This window comes from Pseudomonas sp. CM27 (assembly GCF_013179515.1).
Taxonomy (GTDB): Bacteria; Pseudomonadota; Gammaproteobacteria; order Pseudomonadales; family Pseudomonadaceae; genus Aquipseudomonas.
Map to the genome: position 1 here is coordinate 1 of NZ_JABMCN010000147.1, position 14,765 is coordinate 14,765.

Sequence of the window (14,765 nt, forward strand, 5' to 3'; positions counted from 1 at the left end):
CCCCCCCCCCCCTAACAGCCGGTTCGACTTCCCCATCGGGCGTTTGAGCAAGAAGGCCGGAGCGTCACTGGCGAGTTGATCCAGGCTCAGTGCGCAGCCCCTGAGGCCGGATAGGGCAATGTGACCTCGCTACCCTCCTCTACCAGGCTCCAGACCAACAGCTTGGCTGGCTGGGTGTCGCTGGCGTTGCGCGACACGCTGTGCACGGTACCCGGTGCCTCGTACCAGTAATCGCCCGCTTTGTAGGTTTTCTCCGGCTCGCCGTTCAGCTTCGATATCACCGCGCCTTCAAGCACGTAGGCCATTACCGCGCCCGGGTGCTGATGCGCGGGTGATGCCTCGCCAGGTGCGTAGCTGACGGTGAGCATGATGGCATTCTTGCCGGGGGCGTTGCTGGGCTGCTGTTGCTGCAGCAGCTTGACCTGGCTGGCAACGTCGCCGTGCGCCCAGACAGGCGCCTGGGCGGCGAGCAGACCGAAGAGGATGAGGGCTACGGGTTTCATGGGGGCTTCTCCTGTATGGCGATTGCCTGCAGGTTAGGCCCCGGGAAGCGAGAGGCAAATGGCCAATCCGGGGTAAAAGCAGGAGGCCAGAGCAGACTCCGGGCCCTTAGTGGCTACGCCCGATCGGATAGAACACGCCGTGGCTCCACACGCCAAGCCATTCCTCCCCCGCTATCGCCTGCGGCACCGCCAGTTCCACCAGTTGGTAGAACACATTGCGATGAATCAGCGCCTCAAGGTTGCTGCGCATCAGCACATAGGGCGATGGCTCCTGCGTCAGCGGGTCGGTCACCACGCGCAGCGGGTTGGCCGGCCCGGCCTCGACCTGGTCCTCGACATTGCTGGTGAAGCGCAACACTTGTTGCTCACCGTCACCCAGCACTTCAAGCGCCACCGCCACGAACGGCGCGTCGTCGACGCGAATACCGACCTTCTCGACCGGGGTGATCAGGAAATAGTCATCGCCGTCGCGCCGCATGATCGTCGAGAACAGCCGCACCATCGGCTTGCGCCCAATCGGTGTACCCAGGTAATACCAGGTGCCATCACGGGCGATGCGCATGTCGATATCACCGCAAAAATCCGGGTTCCACAGATGCACCGGCGGCAGGCCCTTGGCCTTGGGGATTTGTGCCAGGAGGTCATTGGCCTTGCCCGAATCGCTCATCTTGCTTGCCTCATTCACTCATGCCCAGAAGGCTACGAGCGTACTCGCGCATCGGCGCCGCAAGCAAATCCCGCGGCGTGTTGTCGTGGAACGTCAACAAACCGCCACGGCTCTTGATACGAGCGGTATCTATCAGGTAGCGGGTGTTGGTTTCAATCAGCATCATCTGCACCACGCCGGTGTCCCAGCCCAACCGGTCGACGGCCTGTTCGTCATACCACTCGTCACCATTGCCGATACGGTCGTCGGTGCGCGCGAAGCGAGTGTACAGCACATAGTCGGCGCCCACAGCGCGGGCCTGGGCAATGGCCTCTTCCAGGCCAAGCGGGCCTTGCGCGCGGCGCACCAGCGGGAAGTACTCGACGAAGCTCTTGAAGGCCTCATCGGCCACCGCGTTCTGCCGTGGCACCGGCCCTTTGCCTGGGGGGACGAATGCACCCTGACCGATGAAGATGAAGGAATCGGGCTGCAGGCGGATCGACAGCGTGCGACGGGTCTCGCTGTGGTCCAGCAGACCAGCATCGCTCATGTGGTAACGGACGCCCTCGCCCATATCGCTGACATTCATGCAGCCGCCCAGCGCCATCAGCGCCAGCAGCAAGACCAGGCTACGCATCTTTCCTCCAGTGGCCGGCGACGAAAAACCGGCGAATAGCCGGCGGATGCAGCTTTTGCGCCAGCTTCAGCCACCGATCACTTTCATCACCGTCACGCCACCGGCAAACGCCAGGTCCTGCTTGTCTGCCAGCGCCTTGACCAGCAACCGCTGCAAGGCCGGCAGCGCCTGATGGCGGGGCTTTTCCAGAAGGTCGCCGATGAAGTGACGGTTGCCCGACGACAGGCAACCATGCAGCCACCCCGTAGACGACAGGCGCAGCCGCGAGCAGGTGCGGCAGAACGGGACGCTCTCGTTGGCGATCACACCGAAGTGGCCTTTGCCGGGGACTTGATAACGCAAGGCAGTGGCGTCCAGCGGCGCGTCGACCTGGGCATAGGCATGCTTGCCGCCGATCAGTGCAAGCAGCTGATCAAGGCCGACAAACTGCTGCAGGAAGGCATTGCGGTCACGCGCCAGGTGGCCCATGCGCATCAGCTCGATGAAGCGCAGCTCAAAGCCGCGTTCAAGGCAATAATCCAGCAGCGGCAGTACCTGGTCGAGGTTTTGCCCGCGCATCAGCACCATGTTCACTTTCACCCGCATACCCAAGGCACTGGCCTGCTCCATGCCCGCCAGCACGCTGCTCAGGTCGCCGCCCCGGGCGATCGTACGGAAAGCCGTGGGGTCGAGGGTATCGAGGGACACATTCAGGCGCCGAATACCAGCTGCCTGCAGCTGCGGCAGTTTGCGCGCCAGCAGCTGGCCATTGGTGGTCAGCGAGATATCGTCGAGGTCGAGCTTGCTCACGGCGGCAAGGAAGGCATCCAGGCGCGGGCTGACCAAAGGCTCGCCACCGGTGATGCGCAGGCGTTCGATGCCGGCGGCTTCGATCAGGTAGGCCACGCCGCGAGCCAGGGCATCTGCGGACAGTTCGTCCTGTGCTGCTACCAGGCGCTTGCCGTCGGGTACGCAGTACGTGCAGGCATAATTGCAGGCAGCCGTCAGGCTGACACGCAGGTTGCGAAAACGCCTGCCTTGACGATCGACGATCATGGATGACTCCGGCACTGATGATGGGGGGCTGGCAAAACCTGACTCATAAATCAGGTTTTTGCAAGCCCCGGGCACATTGCCGAGTGTTGTCGGGGTGTCAGCTCGAGGGTTCAGGGTCGCGCTTGCGCTTGTTGCCCATACGCACACCGATGTCCATCAGGAACTGGAAGAAGCCTTCCTGATCCTCCAGCACATTGCTCCAGAACGGCGAGTGGTACAGCGCCACGGCGCCATGCACCAACGCCCAGGCGGCGCAGTAGTGGAAATACGGTGGCACGTCTTCGAGCTTGCCTTCGCTGATACGGCCCTTGATCAGCTGGGTCAGGCGGTCGAAGTTGGAGGCACGAATGCTGTGCAACTGCTCGACCATTTCCGGTACCTGGTTGCCCTTGACCACCTTTTCTTCAAGGCGGTCGAACAGCCGGTAGCGTTGCGGATCGCGCATGCGGAACTCGAAGTAGGCGCGCGACAGGGCTTCCTTGTCGCGGTCGACGTCGGCCGAGTGCAACAGCTCGTTCAGGTCGCGCTCATAGTCGAGCATCAGGCGCAGGTAGATCTCCGCCTTGGACTTGAAGTGCTTGTAGATCGTGCCTTTGCCGATACCCACGGCGTCGGCGATCATCTCGACGGTGACACTGTCCTCACCCTGTTCGAGAAACAGCTTGAGCGCGGTGTCGAGGATTTCCTGTTCGCGGCGGCGAAATTCACGGACCTTACGAGGTTCTTTCTGCATGGGAAGGACTGGATGACAATCGAAGCGGTTTATTATGCCTATCTTGCGGGAAATTGCACGGATCATCCACGCACGGCAGTGTTTCACGATGCTTACGGCCATTCGCTGAAGGAGGAATGAAAGCTCGGCGTATTCCAAATCTGTTTAAAAAACGATCAATAAACACTGGCACTGCGCCAAACCTGACCAATACTTGAAGTGTTGGCGCGACGCATCCCCCCCGAGTGGCGCGCTGATAAAGGTGCTCAGGGACCGCGTACCTTTGTTTTACTCCTAATGGTCTTAACCCGGATTCCCCCCCCAGAACCCGGGTTTTTTTTTGCTTGCGCACGGGCTGCGAATCAGCGCACCCGCGCCAACGGGAACAACCGCTTGAAGTTGGCAGTGGTCTGCTCCGCCAGTTGCTCGTAGCTGGCCCCCCGCAACGAAGCCACATACTCCGCCACGTCCCGTACATACTGCGGCAGATTCGGCTTGCCCCGATGCGGAATAGGCGCCAGATACGGCGAATCCGTTTCCACCAGCAAGCGGTCAACCGGCACTTGCCGCGCCACTTCACGCAGGGCATCGGCATTGCGGAACGTCACAATGCCGGACAGCGAGATGTAATACCCCAGGTCCAGCGCCGCCTTGGCCATTTCCCAATCCTCGGTAAAGCAGTGCAGCACGCCCGCCTGGGGCAGGCTGGCCTCACGCAACAGCGCCAGAGTGTCGGCCCTGGCCGCCCGGGTATGCACGATCACCGGCTTGCCCGTTTGTCGCGACGCCTCCAGGTGCAAGCGGAACGACGCCTGCTGCAGCTCGGCTGCCTCCGGCTCGTAATGGTAGTCCAGCCCGGTTTCACCAATCGCCACCACATGCGGGTGGGCCAGCTCGCGCAGCAGCCACTCCAGCGCCGGGGTTTCGCCTGGCGCCAGGTCCAGCGGGTGCACACCCACCGAGCAATCGACATCAGCGTACTGCTCGCTCAGCGCCTTCACCGCGCCAGCGTTCTCGGCACTGACGCCGATACACAGAAAATGCCCGACCCCGCGCTCACGCGCTGCCTGCAGGGCGGCATCGAGCGACCCCTGGTGGGCACTGAGGTCAAGACGGTCGAGGTGGCAATGGGAATCTACGAGCATGGGATAACGGCACACATGAAGAAAAGGAAAATCAGCGGGCGCCCGGCAATTGCAGCCAGTGCGCCAGCAGCGATTCAAGCAACAGGACACGGTTGAGGTTGGCCTTGCCCAGCACCTTCTGGCGCTGCTCCAGGATCCACGCCTGCACTTCCAGTACCTTGGCCTGGGGGCTTTTTTGCGCAAGGTATTGAACCACCTTGCGCATATCGGCCAAGCCTAAACCTTCCTCGTCCTGGGTCAACTGATAGCGCAGGACCAGGTGCGCCCAGTCGCAGAACCAGTCGAACAGCAGCAACAACGGCACACCGCTCCAGGCATCGGCGAGCTGACTGGGCGATTGCTGCTGCTTGAGCAGCTTCTTCACCCCGTCGGCGACCAGCGCACGCTGCTCGCGCACGCCTTGCGCCTGCAAGCTGACCGCCATCAGTGGCGACCCGGCAGCCAGGGTCAGCAGCTCGTCACGCTCGGCCTCATCGCTGTCAGGCAGGGCCCCGGCAAGCCACGCCCGGCTCTGAGTCAGGCTGGGCTGCGGACAGGCTACCTGCTGACAGCGGCTCTTGAGGGTCGGCAACAGGCGGCTGGGCTGATGGGTGACCAGCAGCAGCACAGTATCGCCGGAAGGCTCCTCAAGGCTTTTGAGCAGTGCATTGGAGGCGTTGACGTTCATCGCCTCCACCGGCTCGATCAATACCACCTTGCGCCCGCCCTGCTGCGCGGTCTGCACCACGAAGGCCACCAGGTCGCGCACTTGGTCGACCTTGATCGGCTTATCGGCTTCTTCTGGCTCAAGGACGAAGTTGTCCGGGTGGCTGCCGGCCCTGAGCAACAGGCACGACTTGCACCCGCCACAAGCGTCCAGGCCCTGCGGTTGCTGGCACAGCAGGCGGGCCATGAGCCGCTCGGCCAGCGCTCGCTTGCCGATACCTTGCGGGCCATGCAGCAGGTAGGCGTGCGCGTGCTGGCTGCGGCCGGCCAGCTGTGACCACAGCGCCTGCTGCCATGGATAGGCCTCAGCCACGGCAACGTTCCAGGATACTTGGCAACAGGGCGTCGATGGCACGCTGCACAGCCTCGAGGGATTGTGCGGCATCCAGCAGGCTGTAGCGCTGCGGCTCGCGCCGGGCGCGCTGCAGGTAAGCGTCGCGCACGGCTTCGAAGAAGCCCTGGCCTTCCTGCTCGAAACGGTCCAGGCGGCCACGGGCGGCGGCCCGGGCCAGGCCCACTTCGACGGGCAGGTCAAAGACCAGGGTCAGGTCCGGGCGCAGGTCGCCCTGGACGAATTGCTCCAGGGTCGCGATGCGCTCGACCGACAAACCGCGACCACCGCCCTGGTAGGCATAGGTGGCATCGGTAAAGCGGTCACACAAAACGATAGCCCCGCGATCCAGGGCTGGACGAATCACCTGAGCAAGGTGCTGGGCACGCGCCGCGAACACCAGAAGCAGCTCAGTGTCGGCCGCCATGCTCTCATCGCTGGGGGCCAACAGCAGTTCACGGACCTTCTCGGCCAATGGCGTGCCGCCAGGCTCACGGGTCAGCACCACGTCCAGGCCATGCTCGCGCAGGCGTGCGGCCAGGTAATCACGATTGGTGCTTTTGCCCGCGCCTTCGGGGCCTTCCAGGGTAATAAACAAGCCGCTCACAGGCAGTCCTTAAGGTTGTTCGTCGGGCGTCGGCCGTTCGGCCGCTTGCGCGCCCCCGGCAGGGGCATCCTGCGCAGGTGGCGCATCGGGCGCTGGCTCCGCGTCCGGCTCATCCGCCGGCGGTGCTTCAGGCGGCGCGGCTTCATCAATACCCGGCTGCGACTCAGACTGCGGCGCGGGGCTGGAACGGTAGTCCGACCGGCGCTTGAGCTGGAACTCGCGCACCGCCGAGTTGTGATCGTCAAGGTCGTCGGAGAACACATGGCTGCCATCGCCACGGGCGACGAAGTACAGGCTGGTGCCGTCCGACGGGTTGAGGGCTGCGTGAATCGCTTCGCGACCGACCATCGCGATCGGCGTCGGCGGCAGGCCAGTGATGGTGTAGGTGTTATAGGGCGTCGGCTCGCGCAGGTCGGCGCGGGTGATCTTGCCGTTATAGCGCTCACCCATGCCGTAGATCACAGTCGGGTCGGTCTGCAGCATCATGCCCAGGCGCAGGCGCCGCACGAAGACGCCGGCGATCTGCCCACGCTCCTGAGGGATGCCTGTCTCCTTTTCCACCAGCGAGGCCATGATCAGCGCCTGATACGGGTCGCGGTACGGCAGGTCGGTGGTGCGTGCGGCCCATTCCTTGGCCAGCACTTCATCCAGGCGCATGTAGGCCTGCTGGAGCAACTCGACATCGCTCATGCCGCGCACGAAGCGATAGGTATCCGGGAAGAACCGACCCTCGGGGAACACGCCGGCATGGCCGAGCTTGTCCATTACCTCGGTGTCCGACAGGCCTTCCAGGGTGTGCTTGATCTTTTCGTGCCTGGCCACGGCCGAGCGCACCTGTCGGAAGGTCCAGCCTTCGACCAAGGTCAGGTTGTACTGCACCACGTCGGCACGGCGCCAGGCATCGAACAGCTGCTCGACAGTCATGCCCGGGGTCAGGCGGTATTCACCGGTGTGCAGGGGGGTACCCGCCATGTTGAAGCGCCAGTACAAGCGCAACCAGACGGCATCATCGAGCAACCCCTCCGCCTGCATGCGGTAGAACATGCGGTTGGGGTTGGTGCCATTGGGCACGTCAAGCAGGCGTTCCTGCGTTACGTGCAGGGGCTGCTCCAGGACCGAGTTGATCTTCCACGCCGACCAGCCAAGCGCCAGGCCGGCGAGGATCAAGCTCATTTCCAGCAACAGCAGGAGTTTGCGTCTCACGAATTCAGTTTTCCAGTAACGTACGGGCAACGGCCTGCAGTTTACGGGTGAGCGGGCCCGGCGACCAGTTTAGCGCGGCTACGCCACGCACGGGCCAGATGCCGTACACGCTATTGCAAACGAATACTTCATCAGCCTGCTCCAGCGCATCGAAAGGCAAATCGCAAACCTGTACCGGGATACCCAGCAGCGCAGCCTGTTCCAGCAACGCCGCGCGCATGACCCCGGCCACACCGCAGCGGTGGAGGTCGGCGGTTAACAGCACACCATCGCGGACCGTGAACAAGTTGCTGTACACCCCTTCGATCACCCTGCCCTGCCCGTCACGCATCAGGCCTTCGGCATGCTCGCTGTCCTGCCATTCGGCGCGGGCCAGCACCTGCTCCAGGCGGTTGAGGTGTTTGAGGCCGGCCAGCAGGGGTTGTTCCCCAAGCCGGGTCTGGCAGGGGAACAGCCGCACGCCGTGTTCGGCATGCTCCACAGGATAGCTGGGCAACGGGCTGCCCTGCAGGATACGCCGCGGCGCGGCCGTCGCAGCCGGGGCATAGCCACGCTGGCTGTCGCCACGAGTAAGGATCAGTTTGGCTACGCCGTTACCCAGCTGGCCGGCATAACGCATCAGTTCGTCGCGCATCAGCGCCAGGTCGACGCTGATTGCCAGGCGCTGGCAGCCCAGCGCCAGGCGTGCACAGTGGCCGTCCAGCAGGCTGGGCCGGCCGCCACGCACGGCGATGGTCTCGAACAGCCCATCGCCGTAGGCCAGCCCGCGGTTCTGCAGGTTGACTGCAGCAGCCGGCTGGCCGTCGATCCAGCTTTGCATCAACCGGCGAACCGGCGGAACACCAGCGAGCCGTTGGTGCCACCAAAGCCGAACGAATTGGACAACACCACGTCGATCGGCATGCTCCGCGCCTGGTGCGGCACGAAGTCGAGGTCGCAGCCTTCGTCCGGCTCGTCCAGGTTGATGGTGGGCGGTGCCATCTGGCTGTTGATCGCCAGCACGCTGAAAATCGCCTCTACCGCACCGGCGGCGCCCAGCAGGTGACCGGTCATCGACTTGGTCGAGCTGACCGCCAGCTTGTAGGCATGCTCGCCGAACACGCGCTTGATCGCCGCCACTTCAGCGACATCGCCCGCGGGGGTCGAGGTGCCGTGGGCGTTGATGTAGCTGACCTGCTCTGGCTGAATACCGGCATCACGCAAGGCATTGGTCATGCAGCGGGCAGCGCCTTCACCGGTGTCGGGTGGCGAGGTCATGTGATAGGCATCGCCGCTCATGCCGAAACCGACCAGCTCGGCATAGATGGTCGCGCCGCGGGCCTTGGCGTGCTCCAGCTCTTCGAGCACCAGGGCGCCGGCACCGTCGGACAGCACAAAACCGTCACGGCCCTTGTCCCACGGGCGGCTGGCCCGGCTTGGCTCGTCATTGCGGGTGGACAATGCGCGTGAGGCCCCAAAACCGCCCATGCCGAGGCCGCAGGCGGCCATCTCGGCGCCACCGGCGATCATCACGTCCGCTTCACCGTAGGCGATGTTGCGCGCGGCCATGCCGATGCAGTGGGTGCCCGTGGTGCAGGCGGTGGCAATGGCGTAGTTCGGCCCCTGCAGACCCAGGTGGATCGACAGGAAACCGGAGATCATGTTGATGATCGAGCCCGGCACGAAGAACGGCGAAATACGCCGCGGCCCCGAATCGTGCAGGGTGCGGCTGGTTTCCTCGATGTTGGTCAGGCCGCCGATACCCGAGCCCATGGCCACGCCGATGCGCTCGCGGTTGGCGTCGGTGACCTCCAGGCCCGCATTACGCACGGCCTGGAAACCGGCCGCCAGGCCGTACTGAATGAACAGGTCGAGCTTGCGAGCCTCTTTGGCCGACAGGTATTGCTCGACCTCGAAGCCTTTCACCGAGCCGCCAAAACGGGTGGAGTAGGCAGACAGGTCCGTGTGTTCGATCGAACCAATGCCACTGCGGCCAGCCAGAATGCCCTGCCAGGTGCTCGGTACATCTGTACCCAGTGGCGACAGCATACCCATACCGGTGACCACGACGCGTCTACGCGACACAGTACTCTCCTTTTCTAATGACAGAGTTTCTTGCCATTGCATTCAACGCAACGGAATGAAATGGCAACAAGCTCTCGACGCTCGGGGATCGAGACCCCGACAAACGAAGCAGGACGCTCGCAAAGAAAAAACCGCACGCCGGCAAAGGCAGTGCGGTTTTTCCCGACAAGAAGCGTCGACTACAGCGTCTTAGGCCTTGTGGCTGTTGACGTAGTCGATGGCAGCTTGAACGGTAGTGATCTTCTCGGCTTCTTCGTCAGGGATTTCGGTCTCGAATTCCTCTTCCAGAGCCATCACCAGCTCAACGGTGTCAAGCGAATCGGCACCCAGGTCGTCGACGAAGGACTTCTCGTTGGTCACTTCCTCTTCCTTGACGCCCAGTTGCTCGGCGACGATTTTCTTGACGCGTTCTTCGATGGTGCTCATACCTAGTTTTCACTCCTAATGGACATATGTCAGGCAGCTGGCCGGTGGCTAATTTTATAGAAACACGTTTGCTTTTCAAGCTAAACGCACCTTAAAACTGGCCACCCTACCCGCTGCCTGGAATCTGGTTGCAGCTTTATAACGGATTTTAGGCTCGCAGTATGACTCTTTTTTTACGAAATCCGTCACATTGAGTTGCAGTGTTACATGTACATCCCGCCGTTGACCGGCACAGTAGCACCGGTTACGTAGGCTGCGCCGTCGGAGGCCAGGAACGAAACCACCTTGGCGATTTCATCAGCCTGGCCCAGGCGGCCCAGCGGGATCTGGGTTTGCAGGGCCTCGCGCTGCGCTTCTGGCAGTTCGCGCGTCATGTCGGTGTCGATGAAGCCCGGGGTTACCGAATTGACGGTAATGCCACGCGAGCCCACTTCACGCGCCAGGGCGCGACTGAAGCCTTCCAGGCCGGCCTTGGCGGCAGCGTAGTTGGCCTGACCGGCGTTACCCATGGCACCAACGACCGAGCCGATGCTGATGATACGACCCCAACGTGCCTTGGTCATGCCACGCAGCACGCCCTTGGACAAACGGTAGAGGCTGTTCAGGTTGGTGTCGATCACGTCGAACCACTCGTCGTCCTTCATGCGCAGCATGAGGTTGTCACGGGTGATGCCGGCGTTGTTGACCAGGATCGCCGGAGCACCGAACTGCTCGCCAATGGCGCCCAGCACAGCTTCTACGGACTCGGCGCTGGTGACATTCAGTTCCATGCCGGTGCCGACAATGCCGTGCTCCTTCAGGGTGGCAGCGATGCGTTCGGCGCCAGATGCCGAAGTAGCGGTGCCGATCACGGTCGCGCCCTGGCGGCCCAGCTCGAGGGCGATGGCCTGGCCAATGCCACGGCTGGCGCCGGTGACCAGTGCAACTTTACCTTGCAGGCTCATGCAAGCTTCTCCAAATCAGGCCAGAGCCGCGCGGGTGGCGGCAACGGCGTCAGGGGTGTTGAGGTTGTAGGTGGTTACGCCCTCGGCGCAACGCTTGTTCAGGCCAGCCAGAACCTTGCCCGGGCCGCACTCGACCAGGTTGACCGCACCGTTGGCAGCCAGGGTCTGCACGCACTCGACCCAGCGTACCGGCTGATACAACTGGGCCAGCAGGTCTTTTTTCAGCGTATCGAGGTCGGCTGCGATAGCAGCAGTTACGTTCTGCACCACCGGAATCTGCGGAGCCTTCCAATCGATGGCGTTGACTTCATCGGCGAAACGATCGGCTGCCGGCTTCATCAGGGCACAGTGCGAAGGTACGCTTACTGGCAGCGGCAAGGCGCGTTTGGCGCCTTTGGCTTTGCACAGCTCCATGGCGCGCTCCACCGCGGCCTTGTTACCGGCGATGACCACCTGACCTGGCGAGTTGAAGTTGACAGCGCTGACCACCTGGTCTTCGGCCGCTTCGGCGCAAATCTCCACGACTACAGCGTCATCCAGGCCGAGAATGGCGGCCATGGCGCCGTGCCCGGCAGGCACGGCTTCCTGCATCAGCTGACCGCGACGCTCGACCAGGCGAACGGCGTCCTTCAGGCTGATGCTGCCAGCAGCGACCAAGGCGCTGTACTCACCCAGGCTGTGACCGGAAACGAAGGCCGGCTGCGCGCCGCCCTCCTCCAGCCACAGGCGCCACAGCGCGATGGACGCGGTGAGGATGGCCGGCTGGGTCTTGTCGGTCTGGTTGAGTTGTTCTTCCGGGCCTTCCTGGACCAGCTGCCACAGGTCGTAACCCAGTGCCGCGGAAGCCTCCTTGAAGGTTTCGATGATCACTGGCTTCTCGGCGCCGAGCTCGGCGAGCATGCCCAGCGACTGGGAACCTTGACCGGGAAAGACGAATGCGAGAGATGCAGACATTGAACAAGCCCTTATGATCTTGTCGTCGGATAGGGTGCGCCGGGCGCTCGGCCAGGCGCGGAATCTGAAAGCTTGGATGAAGACACGGACCAAGCGGTCACATTTAAGCACTTCATCGGGATTCTGCCTAAGGTCTTTGTTCCTTCAGCCACGGCCCTCTCGCGGGTAAACCCGCTCCCACAGCGGCCGTACAGATCACAACAACAGGTCTTCCAGCCGCCCATGCAGGCGCTGCGGCAAGTTTTCCTGAATTTCGATCAGCGCCCGCTGGATGGCACTCTGAAAGCCCTGCACGCCAGCCGAGCCATGACTCTTTATAACGATACCCTGCAAGCCAAGGAAGCTCGCGCCATTGTGTCGCGCCGGTGCCAGGTCGGCCTGCAGGCGCTTGAGCAACGGCATGGCCACCGCCCCCGCCGCCCGCGACAAAAGGCCACCCTTGAACAACCGCTCGATACGCGCACCGATCATCGTCGCCAACCCCTCGCTGGATTTGAGCAGGATATTGCCGACGAACCCGTCGCAGACCACCACGTCAGCCTCACCGCGATACAACCCGTCACCTTCCACGAAGCCTACATAATTAAGGCCCCGCGCATGCTGCAACAGGCTGGCCGCCAGCTTGACCTGCTGATTGCCCTTGATGTCTTCGGTACCGATATTGAGCAGCGCCACACGCGGACGGTGCACCCCCAGGGCCTGGGCGGCCACCGAGCCCATCACGGCGAACTGGTAGAGGTTCTCGGCGCTGCAGTCGACATTGGCGCCCAGATCAAGCAGCTGGCAGTAGCCCGCCTGGGTCGGGATCGCCGCCACCATGGCTGGCCGATCAATACCCGGCAACGTCTTGAGCACGAAACGCGAGAGCGCCATCAGCGCACCGGTATTGCCGGCACTGACGCAGGCCTGGGCCTTGCCGTCACGCACCAGTTCGAGGGCAATGCGCATCGACGAATCCGGCTTGCCCCGCAATGCCTGGGATGGCCGCTCGTCCATGCCGATCACCTCGCTGGCCGCCACAATTTGCAGGCGCGCGCGATCTGCAGCCGCAAGGCCGCTGACAAGATCTTCAAGGAGGGAGGGTTGACCGACGAGGGTCAGGTGCAGCGAGGGAGTAGCCGAAAGGCAGGCAATGCTAGCCTGGACAATGCTGCGGGGACCGAAGTCCCCGCCCATTGCGTCGATCGCGATGATCTGAGCGGACAAGGATTACTCGTCAGCGCCCTTGTCGACCACTTTGCGACCACGGTATACGCCTTCTGGCGAAACGTGGTGACGCAGGTGAACTTCACCAGTGGTTTTCTCTACCGACAGCGCGTTTTCCGACAGGGCGTCGTGCGAACGGCGCATGTCACGGGCAGAGCGGGATTTTTTGTTCTGCTGAACAGCCATAATTGATTAACTCCTAAACGTTTGGGTCACGCTTTAACTGCGCCAAAACACTGAACGGGTTGGACCGCGATACCTCGTCCTTGCTCGAATCGGGCTCGTCTGCGCCCGCCGGCTGCTGGCATTCTTCCGGATGATGAGCAGGCACGATGGGCAAGGCGAGCAGAAGCTCCTCCTCGACCAGTGACTGCAGATCCAAAGGATCTTCGCCCAGTTCCAGCACGTCATAGCCTTTCGGCAACGACTGGGTATTCGCACCCTCCTTCACCACGGCGTAAGTACATTCGCTGTGGATTGGCAGGGTGACCAGCTCAAGACAACGCTGGCAAACCATTTTGACTTCGATGTCCAGCTCGGTGTGGATAACCACCACGTGCTGTTCATCTCGTTCAAAATCGAACTTCGCCTGCACCGTACCGACATTGTCGGAAAGCGGGTCGCAGAGTCTTTCCAAATCAGCGAGTTGCAGCGAACCGTTAAGGGTTACGCCACGATCGGCTAATTTGCGCGGGTCAACGTGAGGTGGAATCGGGTCATTCAACATAGGCGCAGCATTCTAGGGATGCCCCCCGCCCCTGTCAAAGGAAATTAGGCGGCATCGTGCGTGATAGAATTAGTTCAACTGATTCAGGAGTCTACCATGCTTCCTCTGTTACTGGCTTCCAGCTCTGCCTATCGCCGTGAACTGCTCGCACGCCTGCGCCTGCCCTTCACCTGGGCAAGCCCCGATATAGACGAGCAGCGCCTCGCTGACGAGCCGGCAGTGGACCTGGTGCGCCGGCTGGCCAGGCAGAAAGCCGAGGCATTGGCAGGCAGCCATCCCGGGCACCTGATCATCGGCTCGGACCAGGTGGCGGTACTGGGCGAACAGGTGCTCGGCAAGCCCCAGACGTTCGACCGGGCGTGCGAGCAGTTGCTGGAGTGCAGCGGGCAGCAGGTGAGCTTTCTGACCGGACTGGCATTGCTGAACAGCGCCACCGGGCAGTGCCAGGTGGACTGCGTACCGTTTACCGTGACCCTGCGCGAGCTGGACCGGGAGCGGATCGAGCGGTATGTGACGGCGGAACAGCCACTGGATTGCGCCGGGAGCTTCAAGGCCGAGGGGTTGGGGGTGAGTTTGTTCAAGAGCACCCATGGTTGCGATGCGACCAGCCTGATCGGCCTGCCATTGATTCGGCTGGTGGATATGTTGACCAAGGAAGGGGTGGTGGTTCCTTGAGCCTGGCTTGAGGGTTGTGGCGCCTGGGAAATCGAGCGCCGCGCGGGCGGCGCTCGATCTCAGAAACACCACAAAATGCGTGACGAACTTCAGCGCAACTGCGGCCCCTGGAACCCCATCCACATCGCCAGGTGCTCAGCCACGCCGGCCCCCACGCGCTTGGAAAACCGATCAAACGGCGATTCCTGCACAGTGAAGTCCACCAACTCCTTCTCGCCAACGATCTCACGCGCCACATAGCTGGC

Annotated in this window: 18 protein-coding genes and 1 pseudogene; 1 reads left to right on the forward strand and 18 read right to left on the reverse strand. The window is 62.6% G+C overall.

All coding sequences use genetic code 11. The features are described 5' to 3' along the window. Positions 1–86 precede the first annotated feature (86 nt). From HP547_RS18170 to HP547_RS18250, 17 genes are all read right to left on the reverse strand, one after another. Positions 87–503: a cupin domain-containing protein gene (locus tag HP547_RS18170; RefSeq protein WP_172231474.1), complete on the reverse strand. Its 417-nt coding sequence runs from the start codon at positions 501–503 to the stop codon at positions 87–89. Between the two features lie 106 nt (positions 504–609). Beyond that, the gene (locus tag HP547_RS18175; RefSeq protein WP_172287005.1) at positions 610–1,170 is read right to left on the reverse strand and encodes a DUF1285 domain-containing protein; all 561 of its coding nucleotides are present in this window, start codon (positions 1,168–1,170) and stop codon (positions 610–612) included. A gap of 10 nt (positions 1,171–1,180) precedes the next feature. After that, a complete protein-coding gene (locus HP547_RS18180) occupies positions 1,181–1,786 on the reverse strand; it encodes a DUF4823 domain-containing protein (protein ID WP_172231480.1) in 606 nt (201 codons plus the stop codon). A gap of 66 nt (positions 1,787–1,852) precedes the next feature. Further along, entirely contained in the window at positions 1,853–2,821 is a 969-nt protein-coding gene (locus HP547_RS18185; RefSeq protein WP_172287006.1) for a GTP 3',8-cyclase MoaA, read from the reverse strand. 97 nt (positions 2,822–2,918) lie between these two features. Next, positions 2,919–3,554, reverse strand: a complete 636-nt coding sequence (locus HP547_RS18190) for a TetR/AcrR family transcriptional regulator (protein WP_014591919.1) — start codon at positions 3,552–3,554, stop codon at positions 2,919–2,921. A 341-nt stretch (positions 3,555–3,895) separates the two neighbouring features. After that, entirely contained in the window at positions 3,896–4,678 is a 783-nt protein-coding gene (locus tag HP547_RS18195; RefSeq protein ID WP_172229526.1) for a TatD family hydrolase, read from the reverse strand. Between the two features lie 31 nt (positions 4,679–4,709). Continuing rightward, the gene (locus HP547_RS18200; RefSeq protein WP_172287007.1) at positions 4,710–5,696 is read right to left on the reverse strand and encodes a DNA polymerase III subunit delta'; all 987 of its coding nucleotides are present in this window, start codon (positions 5,694–5,696) and stop codon (positions 4,710–4,712) included. Next, positions 5,689–6,321: a dTMP kinase gene (tmk, locus tag HP547_RS18205; RefSeq protein WP_172287008.1), complete on the reverse strand. Its 633-nt coding sequence runs from the start codon at positions 6,319–6,321 to the stop codon at positions 5,689–5,691. The genes HP547_RS18200 and tmk overlap by 8 nt, the downstream gene beginning before the upstream one ends. A 9-nt stretch (positions 6,322–6,330) precedes the next feature. Beyond that, positions 6,331–7,524: an endolytic transglycosylase MltG gene (mltG, locus tag HP547_RS18210; protein ID WP_172229532.1), complete on the reverse strand. Its 1,194-nt coding sequence runs from the start codon at positions 7,522–7,524 to the stop codon at positions 6,331–6,333. A 4-nt stretch (positions 7,525–7,528) separates the two neighbouring features. After that, on the reverse strand, positions 7,529–8,344 hold the full coding sequence (gene pabC / locus HP547_RS18215; RefSeq protein ID WP_172287009.1) for an aminodeoxychorismate lyase: 816 nt from the start codon (positions 8,342–8,344) through the stop codon (positions 7,529–7,531). Continuing rightward, positions 8,344–9,588: a beta-ketoacyl-ACP synthase II gene (gene fabF, locus HP547_RS18220; RefSeq protein ID WP_172229535.1), complete on the reverse strand. Its 1,245-nt coding sequence runs from the start codon at positions 9,586–9,588 to the stop codon at positions 8,344–8,346. Before fabF ends, pabC begins: the two co-directional genes overlap by 1 nt. A 189-nt stretch (positions 9,589–9,777) precedes the next feature. After that, complete coding sequence (acpP, locus tag HP547_RS18225) at positions 9,778–10,014, reverse strand: acyl carrier protein (RefSeq protein ID WP_008096410.1); 237 nt, start codon at positions 10,012–10,014, stop codon at positions 9,778–9,780. A gap of 203 nt (positions 10,015–10,217) precedes the next feature. Next, the gene (fabG, locus tag HP547_RS18230; protein WP_172287010.1) at positions 10,218–10,958 is read right to left on the reverse strand and encodes a 3-oxoacyl-ACP reductase FabG; all 741 of its coding nucleotides are present in this window, start codon (positions 10,956–10,958) and stop codon (positions 10,218–10,220) included. A 15-nt stretch (positions 10,959–10,973) separates the two neighbouring features. Next, positions 10,974–11,912: an ACP S-malonyltransferase gene (gene fabD / locus HP547_RS18235; RefSeq protein WP_172287011.1), complete on the reverse strand. Its 939-nt coding sequence runs from the start codon at positions 11,910–11,912 to the stop codon at positions 10,974–10,976. A 195-nt stretch (positions 11,913–12,107) separates the two neighbouring features. Next, positions 12,108–13,118, reverse strand: coding sequence for a phosphate acyltransferase PlsX (plsX, locus tag HP547_RS18240; protein ID WP_172287012.1), 1,011 nt, complete (start codon positions 13,116–13,118; stop codon positions 12,108–12,110). 3 nt (positions 13,119–13,121) lie between these two features. Further along, positions 13,122–13,304: a 50S ribosomal protein L32 gene (rpmF, locus tag HP547_RS18245; RefSeq protein WP_003247154.1), complete on the reverse strand. Its 183-nt coding sequence runs from the start codon at positions 13,302–13,304 to the stop codon at positions 13,122–13,124. Positions 13,305–13,317: 13 nt separating this feature from the next. Beyond that, positions 13,318–13,845 (reverse strand): YceD family protein, encoded by a 528-nt coding sequence (locus HP547_RS18250; protein WP_172232200.1) that lies wholly within the window; start codon positions 13,843–13,845, stop codon positions 13,318–13,320. Between the two features lie 96 nt (positions 13,846–13,941). Here HP547_RS18250 and HP547_RS18255 point away from each other — a divergent pair, with 96 nt between their 5' ends. Beyond that, positions 13,942–14,520, forward strand: a complete 579-nt coding sequence (locus tag HP547_RS18255) for a nucleoside triphosphate pyrophosphatase (protein ID WP_172232202.1) — start codon at positions 13,942–13,944, stop codon at positions 14,518–14,520. 89 nt (positions 14,521–14,609) lie between these two features. Here HP547_RS18255 and HP547_RS18260 read toward each other — a convergent pair. Further along, positions 14,610–14,765 (reverse strand): annotated as a pseudogene (locus tag HP547_RS18260) (S49 family peptidase); the annotation flags it as partial.

Excerpts from the sequence above, each read along its gene's own strand:
- HP547_RS18250 (WP_172232200.1), bottom strand. The coding sequence starts at position 13,845 with ATGTTGAATGACCCGATTCCACCTCACGTTGACCCGCGCAAATTAGCC.
- fabD (WP_172287011.1), bottom strand. The coding sequence starts at position 11,912 with ATGTCTGCATCTCTCGCATTCGTCTTTCCCGGTCAAGGTTCCCAGTCG.
- fabG (WP_172287010.1), bottom strand. The coding sequence starts at position 10,958 with ATGAGCCTGCAAGGTAAAGTTGCACTGGTCACCGGCGCCAGCCGTGGC.
- HP547_RS18255 (WP_172232202.1), top strand. The coding sequence starts at position 13,942 with ATGCTTCCTCTGTTACTGGCTTCCAGCTCTGCCTATCGCCGTGAACTG.
- HP547_RS18180 (WP_172231480.1), bottom strand. The coding sequence starts at position 1,786 with ATGCGTAGCCTGGTCTTGCTGCTGGCGCTGATGGCGCTGGGCGGCTGC.
- HP547_RS18185 (WP_172287006.1), bottom strand. The coding sequence starts at position 2,821 with ATGATCGTCGATCGTCAAGGCAGGCGTTTTCGCAACCTGCGTGTCAGC.
- HP547_RS18175 (WP_172287005.1), bottom strand. The coding sequence starts at position 1,170 with ATGAGCGATTCGGGCAAGGCCAATGACCTCCTGGCACAAATCCCCAAG.
- acpP (WP_008096410.1), bottom strand. The coding sequence starts at position 10,014 with ATGAGCACCATCGAAGAACGCGTCAAGAAAATCGTCGCCGAGCAACTG.
- HP547_RS18195 (WP_172229526.1), bottom strand. The coding sequence starts at position 4,678 with ATGCTCGTAGATTCCCATTGCCACCTCGACCGTCTTGACCTCAGTGCC.
- HP547_RS18170 (WP_172231474.1), bottom strand. The coding sequence starts at position 503 with ATGAAACCCGTAGCCCTCATCCTCTTCGGTCTGCTCGCCGCCCAGGCG.
- pabC (WP_172287009.1), bottom strand. The coding sequence starts at position 8,344 with ATGCAAAGCTGGATCGACGGCCAGCCGGCTGCTGCAGTCAACCTGCAG.
- rpmF (WP_003247154.1), bottom strand. The coding sequence starts at position 13,304 with ATGGCTGTTCAGCAGAACAAAAAATCCCGCTCTGCCCGTGACATGCGC.
- HP547_RS18190 (WP_014591919.1), bottom strand. The coding sequence starts at position 3,554 with ATGCAGAAAGAACCTCGTAAGGTCCGTGAATTTCGCCGCCGCGAACAG.